13 protein-coding genes and 1 pseudogene are annotated in these 15,449 nt (G+C 71.4%); 11 read left to right on the top strand and 3 right to left on the bottom strand.

Annotated features, from left to right (window positions below; genetic code table 11):
- Window positions 1-3 precede the first annotated feature (3 nt).
- Window positions 4-1,329 (top strand): glutamate-1-semialdehyde 2,1-aminomutase, encoded by a 1,326-nt coding sequence (locus tag AC07DC_RS04075; RefSeq protein WP_478911590.1) that lies wholly within the window; start codon window positions 4-6, stop codon window positions 1,327-1,329.
- Between the two features lie 7 nt (window positions 1,330-1,336).
- Here AC07DC_RS04075 and AC07DC_RS04070 read toward each other — a convergent pair whose 3' ends face one another.
- The gene (locus AC07DC_RS04070; RefSeq protein ID WP_478911588.1) at window positions 1,337-2,020 is read right to left on the bottom strand and encodes a phosphatase PAP2 family protein; all 684 of its coding nucleotides are present in this window, start codon (window positions 2,018-2,020) and stop codon (window positions 1,337-1,339) included.
- Window positions 2,021-2,351: 331 nt separating this feature from the next.
- On the opposite strand from AC07DC_RS04070, the gene AC07DC_RS04065 reads away from it, so the two are divergent.
- Complete coding sequence (locus tag AC07DC_RS04065) at window positions 2,352-2,780, top strand: substrate-binding domain-containing protein (protein ID WP_478912600.1); 429 nt, start codon at window positions 2,352-2,354, stop codon at window positions 2,778-2,780.
- A gap of 21 nt (window positions 2,781-2,801) precedes the next feature.
- Here AC07DC_RS04065 and AC07DC_RS04060 read toward each other — a convergent pair whose 3' ends face one another.
- Both AC07DC_RS04060 and AC07DC_RS04055 read right to left on the bottom strand, forming a co-directional pair.
- Window positions 2,802-3,494, bottom strand: a complete 693-nt coding sequence (locus AC07DC_RS04060; protein WP_478911586.1) for a phosphatase PAP2 family protein — start codon at window positions 3,492-3,494, stop codon at window positions 2,802-2,804.
- A 195-nt stretch (window positions 3,495-3,689) separates the two neighbouring features.
- Window positions 3,690-4,640, bottom strand: a complete 951-nt coding sequence (locus AC07DC_RS04055; RefSeq protein WP_478911584.1) for an alpha/beta hydrolase fold domain-containing protein — start codon at window positions 4,638-4,640, stop codon at window positions 3,690-3,692.
- A gap of 364 nt (window positions 4,641-5,004) precedes the next feature.
- Here AC07DC_RS04055 and AC07DC_RS04050 point away from each other — a divergent pair, with 364 nt between their 5' ends.
- The 9 genes and pseudogenes from AC07DC_RS04050 (at window position 5,005) to AC07DC_RS04010 (ending at window position 15,363) form a co-directional block, all read left to right on the top strand.
- Entirely contained in the window at window positions 5,005-5,532 is a 528-nt protein-coding gene (locus AC07DC_RS04050; RefSeq protein ID WP_478911582.1) for an ATP-binding protein, read from the top strand.
- A gap of 178 nt (window positions 5,533-5,710) precedes the next feature.
- Window positions 5,711-7,336: pseudogene (locus tag AC07DC_RS04045) on the top strand (AMP-binding protein); the annotation flags it as partial.
- Window positions 7,319-7,783, top strand: a complete 465-nt coding sequence (locus AC07DC_RS04040; protein WP_478912598.1) for an acyl-CoA thioesterase — start codon at window positions 7,319-7,321, stop codon at window positions 7,781-7,783. The pseudogene AC07DC_RS04045 and the gene AC07DC_RS04040, both read left to right, overlap by 18 nt.
- A 108-nt stretch (window positions 7,784-7,891) precedes the next feature.
- Window positions 7,892-10,291, top strand: a complete 2,400-nt coding sequence (locus AC07DC_RS04035) for a bifunctional salicylyl-CoA 5-hydroxylase/oxidoreductase (RefSeq protein ID WP_478911580.1) — start codon at window positions 7,892-7,894, stop codon at window positions 10,289-10,291.
- Window positions 10,292-10,325: 34 nt separating this feature from the next.
- On the top strand, window positions 10,326-11,378 hold the full coding sequence (locus tag AC07DC_RS04030; RefSeq protein WP_478911578.1) for a carbon-nitrogen hydrolase family protein: 1,053 nt from the start codon (window positions 10,326-10,328) through the stop codon (window positions 11,376-11,378).
- On the top strand, window positions 11,375-12,487 hold the full coding sequence (locus tag AC07DC_RS04025; RefSeq protein ID WP_478911576.1) for a cupin domain-containing protein: 1,113 nt from the start codon (window positions 11,375-11,377) through the stop codon (window positions 12,485-12,487). The genes AC07DC_RS04030 and AC07DC_RS04025 overlap by 4 nt, the downstream gene beginning before the upstream one ends.
- Before the next feature lie 205 nt (window positions 12,488-12,692).
- Window positions 12,693-13,598: a fumarylacetoacetate hydrolase family protein gene (locus AC07DC_RS04020; protein ID WP_478911574.1), complete on the top strand. Its 906-nt coding sequence runs from the start codon at window positions 12,693-12,695 to the stop codon at window positions 13,596-13,598.
- Between the two features lie 98 nt (window positions 13,599-13,696).
- Window positions 13,697-14,437, top strand: coding sequence for a maleate cis-trans isomerase family protein (locus AC07DC_RS04015; RefSeq protein ID WP_478912596.1), 741 nt, complete (start codon window positions 13,697-13,699; stop codon window positions 14,435-14,437).
- 98 nt (window positions 14,438-14,535) lie between these two features.
- Window positions 14,536-15,363 carry a PaaX family transcriptional regulator gene (locus AC07DC_RS04010; protein ID WP_478911573.1) on the top strand — a complete coding sequence of 276 codons (828 nt, stop codon included), beginning with the start codon at window positions 14,536-14,538 and terminating at the stop codon, window positions 15,361-15,363.
- Window positions 15,364-15,449: the final 86 nt, after the last annotated feature.

The raw sequence follows: 15,449 nt of genomic DNA, 5'->3' as shown, positions 1-15,449 counted from the left end.
AGCGTGGACACCGAAGAGTTCCTCCTGCCCCGGTCGCGGCTGGCGAACGAGCGGCTGCACGCCATGATCCCCGGGGGCGCGCACACCTATGCCAAGGGCGACGACCAGTACCCCGAGAACCTGGCGCCGGTCATCAGCCACGGCCGCGGTGCCCACGTGTGGGACATCGACGGCAACCGCTACATCGAGTACGGCTCCGGCCTGCGGTCGGTCAGCCTCGGCCACGCCCACCCACGCGTGCTCGAGGCGGTGCGGCGGGAACTCGACCGCGGCAGCAACTTCGTCCGGCCGTCCATCGTGGAGGTCGAGGCCGCGGAACGCTTCCTTGCCACGGTGCCGACCGCGGAGATGGTGAAGTTCGCGAAGAACGGCTCCGACGTCACCACCGCCGCGGTGCGCCTCGCCCGCGCCGTCACCGGGCGCCCGCGGGTGGCCATCTGCGCCGACCATCCGTTCTTCTCCGTCGACGACTGGTTCATCGGCATCACGCCGATGTCCGCCGGCATTCCGGCGGCGACCACCGAGCTCACCGTGGCGTTCCCTTACGGGGACCTGGCCGCCACGGAGGAATTGCTCACCCGGTACCAGGATGAGGTCGCCTGCCTGATCCTCGAACCGGCCGGCCACACCGAGCCCCCGCCCGGATACCTCGCCGGCCTGCGCGAGCTGGCCGACCGGCACGGCTGCGTACTGATCTTCGATGAGATGATCACCGGCTTCCGCTGGTCCGAGGCCGGAGCCCAGGGCCTGTACGGCGTGGTGCCCGACCTCTCCACGTTCGGCAAGGCGCTGGGCAACGGGTTCGCCGTCTCCGCGCTGGCCGGGCGCCGCGACCTGATGGAGTGGGGCGGGCTGCGTCACTCCGGCGACCGGGTGTTCCTGCTGTCCACCACGCACGGTGCGGAAACGCACTCCCTGGCCGCCGCGATGGCCGTGCAAACCACCTATGTCGAGGAGGGCATCACCGCACAACTGCATGCCCTCGGCGAGCGGTTGGCCGCCGGTGTCGTCGCCGCCGCGGCCGGCATGGGCGTCGGCGACCACATCGTCGTACGAGGCCGGGCCAGCAACCTGGTCTTCGCCACCCTGGACGAGAACGGGCAGCCGTCGCAGCAGTACCGCACCCTGTTCCTGCGCCGGCTCCTCGCGGGCGGAGTGCTGGCCCAGTCGTTCGTGGTGAGCAGCGCGCTTGACGACGCAGACATCGACCGCACCGTCGACGTGGTGGCCCAGGCATGTGCGGTGTACCGGAAGGCACTGGACGCCGCTGACCCGACCCCTTGGCTGGCCGGGCGGCCGGTGAAGCCCGTGTTCCGCCGCTTGGTGTGACGTGACGTCAGCGAGGCTCCCGCCAACCGGCCGCGGCCATCCGATCGACCAGCCAGTCGGCCATCCGGTCGACCAGCCACGCGGTCGCCGGTATCACGGCCAACGCGGTGCACCAGCCGCCGAGGACGTCGGTCGGGTAGTGCGCGCCCAGGGCGACCTGCGCCCAGCCCATGGTTGCGCCGGCAACCAGCGCCGCGGCAAGCACGAGTAACGTGCGGCCCGTCCTGCCGAGGCCGAGCCGGCCGGTCGCGAGCAGCGCCACCATGAGGGCGAGCGCGGTGGCGAAGGCGGTGTGCCCGCTCGGGTAGGACAGGTTGCCGTCGCCGTGGATGGTGCGCCCCACCAGATGCTTGAGCAGCGTCGCCGTTCCCACGGTCATGCCGACACCGGCAACGACGAGCACCGCTGCGCGAGGACTCCGAAGCAGCAGGCACCCCGTCACGATGGCCACGACCAGCGTCGCCGCTCCCACGGGCTCCCCCAAGAAGTCCATGGTCAGAGCGACGTTCCGCCACGGCGGCCGCACACCCTCCACCGCCGGCTGGATCCACCCGTCCACCCTGCCGGGCTGGCTGTGGCCGGCATACAGGACCCCGAGCACGGTGACCGCCGGCGCGGCGAGGGCCGCAATCAGCCCGAGCCACACGCGCAGCGATGGGGGCAGCATCGCGGGCACCGGCCGGCCGGTCACACGCCCACCGCGTCCGGTCGACCTGCGGTAGTGACCATCTTTTCTGCCGTGCGCAGCGTCGGGCGTTGCGGGTACAGGACGAACTGGTCTTGGCCGACTTCCAGGTCCGCTCCGGACAGGCGATCCAACGCGAGCCCCCCGTCGTGTCCGACCCAGCCTCCAGCGACCATAACCACCGCGCGAAGGACCGCTCCTGGCCTGTACGACTCCTCTACTTGTCATCCTAACCGGCGATCGGGGGACTCGCGGAGATTGCACGGTTCTGCGAGCCGGTGACAACGCGTGTACTTGATCTGGCGTCGCGCGGGGGCGGAGCAACATCGCCGTGCTGATGCCGCAGGAGCGCGGCCTGAGCGCCTTCGCGGAACCGCGGCTGGCCGGAGCGCAGGGCGTCGCGGCCACGCGCATGGCGACGGTGACCGCTGTGGAGGTGGCGTACACCCAGGACTCCGTGGCCCAATTGGCTGTTCGCTGGCGGGAGCTGGGCTTCGATGCGGTGTTCGCCTACAACGACGAGTACGCGGCGCTGCTGATGCACGCCTTCCAGGACGTGGGCATCGGTGTCCCGCAGGATGTGGCCGTGGTCGGCGCGGACGATCTGGTGCTGGCCTCGCTGCAGCGCCCGCCGCTGACGTCCATCCGGCTCAATCTGCCGGGTCCGGGTGTCATCGCCGAGACCCTCCAGCAGCCGATCGAGCACGGAACGGCGGAGCCCGTCGACCCGGTGGACGTCACCCTCATCCACCGGGCGTCCTCCTAGCGTCCGTTCCGGTGCGCAGTCCTAGCGGTCACGCTCCAGCAGCGGTGCGAAGGCCCACCAGAGCAGCAACGACGTGCCCGCGCCGGCCAGCGCGCCCGCGACCGTGTCGCTGAGCCAGTGCGCGTGCAGCCACGTCCGGCTCCACATCATCAGGGCGACGAACACGGCGCCGCCCAGCCACCAGGCCCGACGGCGCGCCAGCGGGATCAGCACGACGCCGACGATCACCACGAGGGTCGCCGCTCCGGCGGCGTGCCCGGACGGGAACGAGCCGTGATCCACCCTGACCAGCGGATGGGCGGGCCGCGGCCGGTCCACCACCTGCTTGAGGACCTGGACCACGAGCATGTTCGCCGCGAGGTACGTGGTCAGCAGATACAGCACCGACCACCAGCGCCTCGACACGAGCAGGAACACCAGGAGCGCCATCGGGACCACCACCCCCAGCGGTCCGCCGAACCAGTTCAGTGCTGCGGCGACCGCCTCGTAGGCGCCTTGGTGCGGTCCTCCCATCCACTCCAGCCACCGGTCGTCCAGCCCCTGGAAGAACGGGTGGCGGACGTCGGTACGCGTCGCGATCCCGATCAGCGCGGTGGCAACCAGGCCGCCCAGCGCGAGCGGCAGCACGCGGGGGCGCGGGGGAGCGGCGGTTGGCCGGCGGTCCCTCGCGGCGGTGGCCGGGAGGTCGGGAACGGCGGTCGACTGGTCGGTCATGGTGGCGCCTCTCGCGGCCCGGCCGCGGGCGTGGGCGGACGGGAAAACGGATACGGAAGGGTGCGGAACGGATCCGAAGGGACGCGGATCCGAGGGAATGCGGCTACGGACGGGATGCGGACGGAGCAGGGGGTCGGCGTGGCGCGAGCGGCGGCCGGGCGTCCGGCCGCCGCTCGCTGAAAGGTCCCGCCCGGGTCAGGGCTGGGACGGCCCGGTCAGCTGCCGGGCGATGAAGGCGACGCTCTCGCCGACGATCGACACGATGTCCGGCGAACCCAGGAAGATGTGGTCGGCGCCGTCCACCGGCGTGAGGGTGACATCGCCGCCCGCGTTACGCAGTTCCGCGGCGAGGAGCTCGCTCTGGCTGTAGGGCACCAGACCGTCCTCGGTCCCGTGGATCAGCAGGAACGGCGGGGTGCCGGGGCCGATGTACGTGACGGGGCTGGCGGCCCGCGCCAGGCCGGGCCGCTCTTCGGCGGTGCCGCCGAGGAGCGCCGCGAACGGGTTGGGGTACTCGGCCGCGCCGGGCGGTGACGGCGGCATCGGGTGGGCGAGCAGGGAGGCGATCTCGGAGACCCCGTACCAGTCGACGACGGCCTGCACCGCGGTCGGTTCGCCGAGGACGCCCTCGCTGCCCTCCATCGCCGCGCCACCGGGCCCGTCGGGTGTGGTGAGCCCGGCCAGCGCCGCCAGATGGCCGCCGGCCGACTCGCCCCACACGGCGATCCGGTCGGTGTCGATGCCGAGGCCGCCGGCGAAGCGGCGGATGTAGCGGATCGCCGCCTTGACGTCGTGCAGCTGCGCCGGGAACGGCGCCTCGAGGCTGTGCCGATAGTCGATGGAGACGAGGGCGAAGCCGGCGTCGAGGATCGAACCGTGCAGCAGCTCGACGGGGACGGTCGGCGGCGGGTAGCGCCGGTCGCCCTCCATCCAGCCCCCGCCGTGGATCCAGAGCACGACCGGAGGTGGCGTCGCACTGGCCGGCACATGGACGTCGAGCAACCGCGGCCGGTACCCCGGCGCGGTCGCGTAGGTGACGCCCTCGAACCGGGTCACGCCGTCGGCGCCCACCACGGGCGGCACGGGGGCCAGGAAGGGGGGCGGAGGCCACCCCAGGTCGAGTTGGGCTGGCGGTGACTGCGTCATACCGGTCCCTTTCCATCCATGTCGTTCGACGTGTGTCCGCGGCGGCGCACGGGCCGGTTGCTCGTCGCGGGCCGTCGCCGCGATCCGCGCACGGCGGTGGAGGTCCACGACGGTGTGCGGGAGTGCGCGGCGGCTCACGGAGCCGGCGAGATCAGGCATCCTGCAACTTTTGCCCGAAATGCCTTGCGCTCGGCGCGGTGGGCTGGCTAGCATGTTACACGTGTAACAACGATCCGCACCGGCGCTCGCCCCAGAATTTCGGGCCATGTGTTCCGTGGGGTGGCGCAGGAGCGGGAGGGCGTTGCACGAGCAACACAGGCGTCCGTCCCCCCTCGCCTCGCCATCCCGCCCCGGGAGCCCCGCGATGCTCACCGCCACCGCGTTCACCGTCTCCGCTCCGCCCGAGCTGTCCGCCCCGCCAGCTGCTGCCGAAACCGGCCGGCGGCGGCCCCATCCGTTCGCGTCGCCCCCTGCGGGCCGCACGCTCGTCCACTGGGCGTTGCCGCCCGCGCTGGCGGCCGTTCCGCGGATCCGCCGGCGCCTGCACCGCGTCCTGCTGGACTGGCACCTGCATCCCGACGTCATCGACGCACTCCTGCTGGTGGTCACCGAACTGGCTGCCAACGCCGTGCAGCACGCCGGGTCGTCCACCGAGCGGCTGCGCGTGACCGCGGCCGTCGGCGGCGGTCAGCTGTGGCTGGACGTGAGTGACGGGGACCCGTGCCCGCCGCGGGCGGGGGTGGATGTCGATCCGGATGCCGAGTGCGGTCGCGGCCTGCTGATGGTCAATCTCCTGGTCGACGAGGTGCGCGGCTCGCTGGACGTGCTGCCGTGCGGCGCCGGGAAACGCGCCGGGAAGACCGTCCGGGTGCGGGTGCCCGTCGCGCGATGACCGGCGCGGCCACCGCTCCAGGTGGCCGCTCGCGCCCGTCGCAACGCGCAGCTTCCGTCACTTTCCGTGACGAAACCTGCTCTTAACGAGAAGGTTTATAGCGAATCATTGACTGTCGTCATTTTGGCGAGATACTGGCTCCACTCTCCCCGCTGCCCCGAGATTGAGGTGCCGCCCCATGGAGCTCTCTCCGTCCGCGCATGTCGATACCTTCTGTCGCGACCGGTTGCCACCGTTCGCCCAATGGCCCGAACTGAGCTTTGACCTACCGGAGTTGAATTACCCGACCCGGCTCAACTGCGCGCAGTCGCTGCTCGACGACGCCGTCGCCTGCTGGGGTCCCGACCGGCCGTGCCTGCTCACTCCGACCGAGCGGTGGACGTACGGGGAACTCCTGCGACGTGCCAACCAGGTGGCGCAGGTGCTCACCGAGGACCTCGGCCTGCGGCCCGGAAACCGCGTGCTGCTGCGCGGCCCGAACAACCCGTGGCTGGTCGCGAGCTGGTTCGGCGTCCTGAAGGCCGGCGGCGTCGCCGTCACCACCATGCCGCTGCTGCGGGCGGCGGAACTCGCCGAACTGCACGACATCAGCCGTCCGGTGGCCGCCCTGTGCGATCACCGCTATCTCGAAGAGCTCGACGCGGCCGGGGCCGCCGGCCTGACCGTCATCCCTTACGGCGGCACCGGACCGGACGACCTGGCGGTCCGCAGCGCCGCCAAGAGCGGCTCGTTCGTGAACGTCGACACCGCCGCGGACGATGTGGCGCTGATCGCCTTCACCTCCGGCACGACGGGGCGCCCCAAGGCGACCATGCACTTTCACCGGGATGTGCTGGCCAACGCCGACACGTTCTCCCGGCATGTCCTGCGGCCCCGGCAGGACGACGTGTTCACCGGCACGCCGCCGCTGGCCTTCACCTTCGGGCTGGGCGGGCTGGTGGTGTTCCCGCTGCACGTCGGCGCGGCGACGCTGCTGATCGAGCAGGCCACTCCCACCCAACTGGCCGATCTCGTGGCCGAGCACGGCGTCACGGTGCTCTTCACCGCACCCACCGCCTACCGCGCGATCATGGCCGCCGGCGCCGCGGACCGGCTGGCCGGCGTCCGCCGGTGCGTCTCCGCGGGAGAAGCGCTGCCCGCGAGCGTCTGGGAGGAGTTCCGCGCCACCACCGGACTGCACATCATCGACGGCATCGGCGCCACCGAGATGCTGCACGTGTTCATCTCGGCCGCGGACGACGAGATACGCCCCGGCGCGACGGGCAAGCCGGTCCCGGGGTACCGCGCGGCCGTCGTCGACGAGAAGGGTGCGGCCGTCCCCGACGGGCAGCCGGGCCTGCTCGCCGTCAAGGGCCCGACCGGCTGCCGGTACCTGTCGGACCCGCGGCAGTCGGAGTACGTCAGGGACGGGTGGAACATCACCGGCGACACCTACATCCGGGACGTGGACGGCTACTTCTGGTACGTGGCCCGCAGCGACGACATGATCGTCTCGTCCGGCTACAACATCGCAGGTCCCGAGGTGGAGAAGGCGCTCGTCGTCCATCCCGATGTCGAGGAGTGCGGTGTCGTCGGCGCCCCGGACGGCAAGCGCGGCATGGTCGTCACGGCCTACGTCGTGCTGCGGGCCGGGGTCGAAGCCGGCGCGGACACCGTCAAGGCGCTGCAGGACCACGTCAAACGGACCATCGCGCCCTACAAGTACCCCCGCGCCATCGAGTTCGTCACCGTTCTGCCGCGCACCAGCAACGGGAAGCTGCGCCGCGGAGAGCTGCGCAAGCGGGCCGTGGCCGGTGCGGCGGGCGGCGAGGCGTCCCTGCCCAGCGTGACCGTCGAACGGCGGGTCGAGTGGCCGGACACGGACGCGGCCGGGCACTACCACCACTCCACGGTGGTGCGCTGGGTCGAGGCGGCCGAAGCGGTCCTGCTGCGCAGGCTCGGGCTCGGGCACCTCTTCGGCAGCATCCCCCGGGTCCACTTCGAGGCGGACTACCGGGAGCGGTTGTGGTTCGGACAGGCCGTCCGCACCGAGCTGCGGATCACCAAGGTGGGCACCAGTTCGCTGCACTACGCCTTCACCGTCCGCGGTGAGAGCGAGGACGCGGGAGCGGAAGGGGACGGCGTCGCGGCCACCGGACGTATGACGATCGTCCACTCCGCCGCGCGCGCCAAGGGCTCCGAGCCATGGCCCGCGGAGGTCCGCCGGCTGCTGTCGACGGCGGGCGCGCAGGCTCCCGAACTGTTCGCCTGACCGGCGCGGGCGGGGCGGGGCGTACCCGGTCACGTCCACGCCATGTTGCAATATTGACGATCGTAGAAAATGCGGCATATCTTGTTCGCAGAACCACGAGGAGGACCCGTGCGCGTAGCAGTCATCGGAGGAGGCCCCGGCGGGCTGTACTTCGCGGCCCTGGCCAAGCAGCTCTCACCGCGATGGGACATCACCGTCTGGGAGCGCAACGCCGCTGACGACACGTTCGGTTTCGGAGTGGTGTTCTCGGACGAGACGCTCGACGGCATCGCGCAGGCCGACCCGGAGATCTTCGCCGCCATGTCGGAGGAGTTCGCCCGGTGGAGCGACATCGACGTCTGCTACGGCGGTCAGGTGCTCACCTCCGGCGGCCACGGCTTCGCCGCCCTGGGCCGCAAGCGCCTGCTCCAGATCCTGCAGCAGCGCTGCGCCGCCCTGGGTGTCGACGTCCGCTACAGCACGCAGGCGCCGCCGGCGGCGGAACTCGCCGCGCAGTACGACCTCGTGGTGGCCTCCGACGGGGTGCGGTCGGCGACCCGGGAGCACTTCGCCGACCGCTTCGGGCCGGATCTCGACGAGCGCGGGTCCCGCTACATGTGGCTGGGCACCGACCGGGTCTTCGAGGCGTTCACCTTCATCGTCGCCGAGGCGGACTTCGGCACGCTGCAGGTCCACGCCTACCCGTTCGACGGGGAGCGCAGCACCTTCATCGTCGAGATCGACGAGGCGGCCTGGCGGCGCGCGGGCTTCGACACGTTCGCGGCCCGCGACCTGCCGCCCGGCACCAGCGACGAGGAGAGCATCCGGCTCTGCGAGGAGATCCTCGCGGACCACCTCGACGGGCACCGGCTCATACCCAACAACTCCAAGTGGCTCCGGTTCACGACCGTCCGCAACCGGTCCTGGCACCACGGCAATGTCGTGCTGCTGGGGGACGCGGCGCACACCGCGCACTTCTCGATCGGCTCCGGCACCAAGCTGGCGATGGAGGACGCGCTCGCCCTCGCCGCCTGCCTCCACGAGCACCCGGACGTGCCCGCGGCGCTGAGCGCCTACGAGTCCGAGCGCCGGCCGGTGGTCGAGTCCACCCAGCGCGCGGCCCAGGCCAGCCTGGAGTGGTTCGAGAACGTCGGCCGGTACACCGGCCAGGACCCGCACCAGTTCGCGTTCAACCTGCTCACCCGCAGCCGCCGCGTCACCTACGACAACCTCCGGGTGCGCGACGGGGAGTTCACCGCGGCCGTCGACTCCTGGCTCGCCGAGACGGAGGGGCCGGCGACCGTCGCGGTGCGGACGGCGGCGGTGACCGTGCCGCCGATGTTCCGGCCCTTCCAACTCGGCGGCCTGCACCTGCGCAACCGTGTGGTCGTACCGCCCACGGCCCTGTACACCGCACGCGACGGCGTACCGGGGGACTTCGACCTCGTGCACCTGAGCACCCGGGCGCTCGGCGGCTCGGCCCTGGTCTTCGCGGGCATGACGGCCGTCAGCCCGCAGGGGCGGGCCACCCCCGGCTGCCCCGGGCTGTACACCGACGGGCAGGAGGCCGCCTGGCGGCGGATCACCGACTTCGTCCATCAGCAGTCGGACACCTGCCTGGGCATCCAGCTCACGCACGCCGGACGCCGCGCCGCGACCACCACACCGCGTTCCGACGGCAGTTCCGACCCGCTCGGCGCCGACGGCTGGCCCACCCTCGCCGCCTCCGCCCTCCCGTGGAACGAGGCGGACCCGGTGCCGCGCGAGGCCACCCGCGCGGACATGGACGACATCGCCCGGGACTTCACCGCCGCCGCCGAACGCGCCCACCGGGCCGGATTCGACGTCCTGGAGCTGCAGTACGGCCACGGCCACCTGATGTCCGGCTTCCTCTCCCCGCTGACCAACCTCCGCACCGACGCCTACGGCGGCACGCTGGAAGGACGGCTGCGCTTCCCACTGGAGGTGCTGCGGGCGGTGCGCGCCGTATGGCCCGCCGGGAAGGCGCTGGTCATCAGGATCTCCGCGGCGGACTGGGCGGAGGGCGGCACCAGCGAAGCCGATGTGGTGGAGATCTGCCGGGCCCTGGCGGATGCCGGGGCGGACGCGCTGGACGTGTCCACCGGCGAGGTCGTCGCCCATGAGCGGCCCCGCTACGGGCGCAGTTACCAGACGCCGTTCGCCGATCTGGTGCGCAACGCCACCGGAATCCCGACCATCGCCGTGGGTGCCATCTCCACCTACGACGACGTCAACTCGATCATCCTGGCGGGCCGCGCCGACCTGTGCGCCGTCGGCCGGGCCCAGCTCCACGACCCGCTGTGGACCCTGCACGCCGCCGCGGCCCAGGGCTACACCGGCCCCGGAGCGACCTGGCCGCAGTCCTGGAAGGCGGGCAGCGGCAGGCCGCCCGGCGCCCGCACCGACCGGGTACCGCCCCGGCTCCAACTGCTGCGCGAACCACCCGTGCCGGTGCACCAGCGCTGGCTGCCGCGCGCGGACCTGTCCGGCGCGACGAGCGGCCGCTGACCGTGCCGACCACCAGAGAAGCAAGGAGGACCGGATGTTGAACCTGCCCCGCTTCACCGCCGCCGCGGTCCAGGCGTCCCCGGTGTACCTGAACGCCGGCGCGACCGTCGACAAGGCAGTCGCCCTCATCGGGGAGGCGGCCGGCAACGGTGCCTCGCTGATCGTCTTCCCCGAGGTCTTCGTCCCCGGATACCCGTACTGGAACTGGACGATGAACCCGGTCCAGGGCTCCCCGTGGTTCGAACGCCTCTACCGCTCGTCGGTCGACATCCCGGGGCCGGAGGTCGACGCGCTGCGCGCCGCGGCCCGCCAGTACGGCGTCGTCCTCGTCATCGGCGTCAACGAGCGAGGCCCGCACAGCCTCGGCGTCCTCTACAACACCATGCTGACCATCGGTACCGACGGCGAACTGCTGGGCGTGCACCGCAAGCTGGTCCCGACGTGGGCGGAGAAGCTGACCTGGACCGGCGGCGACGGCAGCTCCCTGAAGGTGCACCGAACTCCGATCGGCCCGCTCGGCGTCCTGGCCTGCGGCGAGAACACCAACACGCTGGCCCGCTTCACGCTGCTGGCGCAGGGCGAACTCGTCCACGCCTCCAGCTACATCGCCCTGCCGGTGGCCCCGGCGGACTACGACATGGCGGACGCCATCGCGGTGCGCACCGCCGCGCACTGCTTCGAGGGCAAGGTCTTCTCGGTCGTGGCGTGCTCCACCATCTCCCCGGAGATCGTGGACACCATCGCCGGCGACGACCAGGAGGTGCGCCGGATGCTGGCCCGCCCCCGCAGCGCGCTCTCCGGGATCTTCGGCCCCGACGGCCGCCCGGTCACCGAACCGCTGATCGACGACGAGGGCATCGTCTACGCCGAGATCGACCTCGGCAAGTGCATCCAGCCCAAGCAGATGCACGACATCACCGGCCACTACAACCGCTTCGACGTCTTCCAACTGCACGTCGACAACCGTCCACGCCCCCCGGTGACCTTCGCGACCGACCCGGCACCGGCGGCTCCCGACCCGGACGCCACGGAGCTCAAGGATCTCAGGGCCCTCAGGGCCCTCAGGGCCCTCAAGGAGGAGATATGACCGCCGAGAACGACGACACCATGCTGGGACGCGCCCGCGTGTCCGACACCCCCGAACTGACGGCGTACTACGGCGAGCTCGCCGGTCTCGAGGCCGGCGCCCTGTGGACCGTGGCCAACGAGATCGAACCCTGGTTCCCGCAGCCGAAGTCCGTGCCCGTCCTGTGGCGCTACCAGGAACTGCGGCCGCTGGTCCACAAGGCCCTCGACCTGGTCAAGGCCGACGACGCCGGGCGGCGCGTGGTCATGCTCGTCAACCCCGGCCGCAAGGACGTCAGCGCCGCCGCGGGCCTGCTCTACACCGGACTGCAGATCATGGGCCCCGGCGAGGCGATGACCGCCCACCGGCACCAGGCCGCCGCGCTCCGCTTCGTCCAGGAGGGCACCGGCGCCTGGACGATCGTGGACGGACAGAAGCTGAAGGTCGGTGCGCGCGACTTCGCCATCACCCCCAACGGCACCTGGCACGAGCACGGCAACGACTCCGACGACGCGCCCGTCATTTGGCAGGACGGCCTGGACATCCCGCTGGTCAACGCCTTGGACGCGGGCTTCTACGAGGTCCACCCCGAGCTCTACCAGACACCGGGAAAGGTGATCAACTCCTCGGTCCTCACCTACGGGGGCAACCTCCTGCCCTACGGCGTGGAGAAGTGGACGAGGCCGTACTCGCCGCTGCTGGCCTACCCGTGGGAGCCGACCTACGCGGCACTGCGCGACCTGGCGAAGGCCACGGCGGGCTCCCCGTTCGACGGCGTGATCATGGAGTACACCAACCCCGTCACCGGCGGGTCCGTGATGCCCACCATGAGCGCCCATATGCAGCTGCTGCGCCCCGGCCAGGCCACCCGGGCCCACCGGCACACCGGATCCGTCATCTACACGGCCGCCAAGGGCCATGGTGTCTCGGTGATCGCCGGGCAGCGGTTCGAGTGGAAGCAGGGCGACATCTTCTGCGTGCCGTCCTGGGCCTGGCACGAGCACGCCAACCTCGACCAGTCCGAGGACGCCTGCCTGTTCTCGTTCAACGACTTCCCGGTGATGCGCTCGCTCTCGTTCTTCCGCGAAGAGGCGTACACGGAGAACGGCGGCCACCAGCCCATCGGCTAACCGGCCCGCCACCCAGACGGCCCGCGCCGCCGGATCCGCCGGCCCTGACACCGGCTCCGGCGCGGCGGAGCCACCGGGGACATTCCTGTCGCGCCGACACCGTCCCCGGCCAGGACCGGCGGTGTCCTCCTGACCTGGACACCGCCGGTTCACCTCCAGCCCTCCCGACCCGTCGCACCACGTCCCACCCTCGCAAGGAGCAGCCATGCGCCTGATCACGTACACCCTCAACGACGCCCCCGACCGGCTGGGCGCGCAGCTCGACGACCGGGTGGTCGACCTCGCCGCGCTGGCCCAGCACGCCGGCGTCGAACTCCCCGCCGACCTGCTCTCGTTCATCCGGTCGGGATCCGCCGCCCTGGACACGGCCCGGGACCTGCTCAGCGGCGACCCGGCGACCTGGCCCGCCGGCACGGTCCACCGCTTCGCCGACGTCGAACTGAGCGCACCGCTGCGGCCGGGCAAGGTCGTCGGCGTTGGGCTGAACTACGTCGAACACGTCGCGGAGTCCAGCCGCACGCTGGACACCGCCAAAGAACTGCCCGACCGGCCCGTGCTGTTCGGCAAGCCCGCCACCGCGATCACCGGCCCCGGCCGGCCGATCCTGCACAACGCGGACCTGACCACACAGCTGGACTGGGAGTGCGAACTCGCCGTCGTCATCGGGCGCACCGCCTTCCGCGTGTCGGAGGAGGACGCCTGGGACCACATTTTCGGCTACAGCATCATCAACGACATCAGCGCCCGCGACCAGCGCCGCTCCGGCCAATGGTTCTTCTCCAAGGGCCAGGACTCCTACGCGCCCTTCGGCCCGGCCGTGGTCACCGCCGACGCGGTGCCGGACCCGATGGCGCTGGATCTGTCGCTGCGCGTCAACGACGTGATCAAGCAGAAGTCCAACACCCGCCACATGCTCTTCCCGATCGCCCGGCTCATCGCCGACATCACCTCGGGCATGACCCTGGAACCCGGTGACGTCATCGCGACCGGCTCCCCGTCGGGCGTCGGCGCCGGCATGGTCCCGCCGGAGTTCCTCCACCCGGGCGACCTGGTCGAGGCCACGATCGAGGGCATCGGCACGTTGTCGAACCCGGTGATCGACGCCCGCTGACCCACCGTCACCACCCACCCCTCGCACCGAAGGAGCGTCCCGCCTTGTCCCACCGCACCTACCGGATCGGCCAGATCGTGCCGAGTTCGAACGTCACGATGGAGACCGAAGTACCCGCCATCCTGCGCGCCCGGGAGACCGTCGCACCGGAACGGTTCACCTTCCACTCCAGCCGGATGCGCATGACCCACGTCACGCCGGAACAGCTCAGAGCCATGGACGCCGACTCCGACCGCTGCGCCCTGGAACTGTCCGACGCCCGCGTGGACGTGCTCGGTTACGCCTGTCTGGTGGCCATCATGAGTATGGGCCTGGGGTACCACCGCGTCTCCGAGAGCCGCCTGCACGCGCGCACCGCCGAGAACGGCGGCCCGGCGCCCGTGGTCACCAGCGCCGGCGCCCTCGTGCACGGACTGCGCACCCTCGGCGCCAAGAAGATCGCGCTCGTCGCCCCCTATATGCGGCCGCTCACGCAGACCGTCGTCGAGTACCTGACCCACGAGGGCTTCGAGGTGCTCGACTACGAGGCACTGGAGATCCCCGACAACCTCGACGTCGCCGCCCACGACCCGGCCCTGCTGCCGGACATCGCGCGGGCGCTGGACTACGAGGAGGCCGACGCCGTCGTGCTCTCCGCGTGCGTCCAGATGCCCTCGCTGGGCGCCATCGACCAGGCCGAGCAACTGCTCGGCAAGCCCGTGGTCTCCGCGGCGGTGTGCACCGCCCACCAGCTGCTCCGGGCACTGGACCTGCCGGCGGTCGCGCCCGGAGCGGGACATCTGCTGTCGGGCGACTACGCCGACGCGCCCATCGTGGGCCAGGCGGCAGCCGCCGGGTGACCGCCGACCCGCTGCCCGGCCCGGCAGGACCGGCCCTGGGGACGGGCCGAGGGCGCACGGCTCGGTAGGATCGCCTCCGCACACGACGGAAGGCGATCATGTCGGACAGCTCGACCCGGCCCAGCTCCCTGATCAACACGGTCTACGGGGCCTTCGTCCGGCATCTCGGCGGATGGATCTCCATCGCCGACCTGATCGTCCTGATGGCGGAACTGGACGTGGACGGCCCCGCGGTGCGGTCGGCGATCTCCCGGCTCAAGAAGCGCGGCATTCTCGAACCCGAGCGGCAGGGGGCGACCGGATACCGGCTCAGCCCCGCCGTGCACGCCGTCTTCGACGAGGGCGACCGGCGGATCTTCGGCAGCCTGGAGCCGGCGAACCTGAGCGACGGCTGGGTGATGGCCGTCTTCTCCGTGCCCGAGTCCGAGCGCGCCCACCGTTACCAGCTGCGCACCCGGCTGACCTGGCTGGGGTTCGGGAACACCGCGGCGGGCGTCTGGCTGGCGCCCGGCCGGCTGCTGGAGGACGCGCGCAACACGCTCGAACGCCTCGGGCTGAGCGACTACGTCCATCTCTTCACGGCCGACTACGCCGCGTTCAGCGACCTGCGCACCGCCGTCAGCTCCTGGTGGGACTTCCCGGCCATCGAGGCGCAGTACGAGGCGTTCACCGACACCTACGCGCCCATCGCCGCCAGGTTGGCGGAGCAGTCCGCCATCGACTCCACCGAGGCCTTCCGCGCCTACGTGCCGATGCTGACGCAGTGGCGCCGCCTGCCGTATCTCGACCCCGGCCTGCCCGCCGAGCTGCTTCCCGGTGACTGGAACGCGGTCGAGGCACGCCGGGTCTTCCAGCAGCTGCACGAGCTGCTCGCCGAACCGAGCCTTCGCCATGTGCGCAAGGTGACGGGTTCCGAAGCGCTGTAGGCGGTTCTGCCTGTTCCGCCCCCGGAGTGCCTTCCGGGGGCTTCGCCATGGGCGAAATATCCGCGGAACGCGCTTTGAGGTATCAC

The organism is Streptomyces sp. NPDC045021, assembly GCF_056432645.1.
The sequence above is the reverse complement of the archived record's forward strand: the minus strand, read 5'-3'. Positions and strand labels throughout refer to the sequence as shown.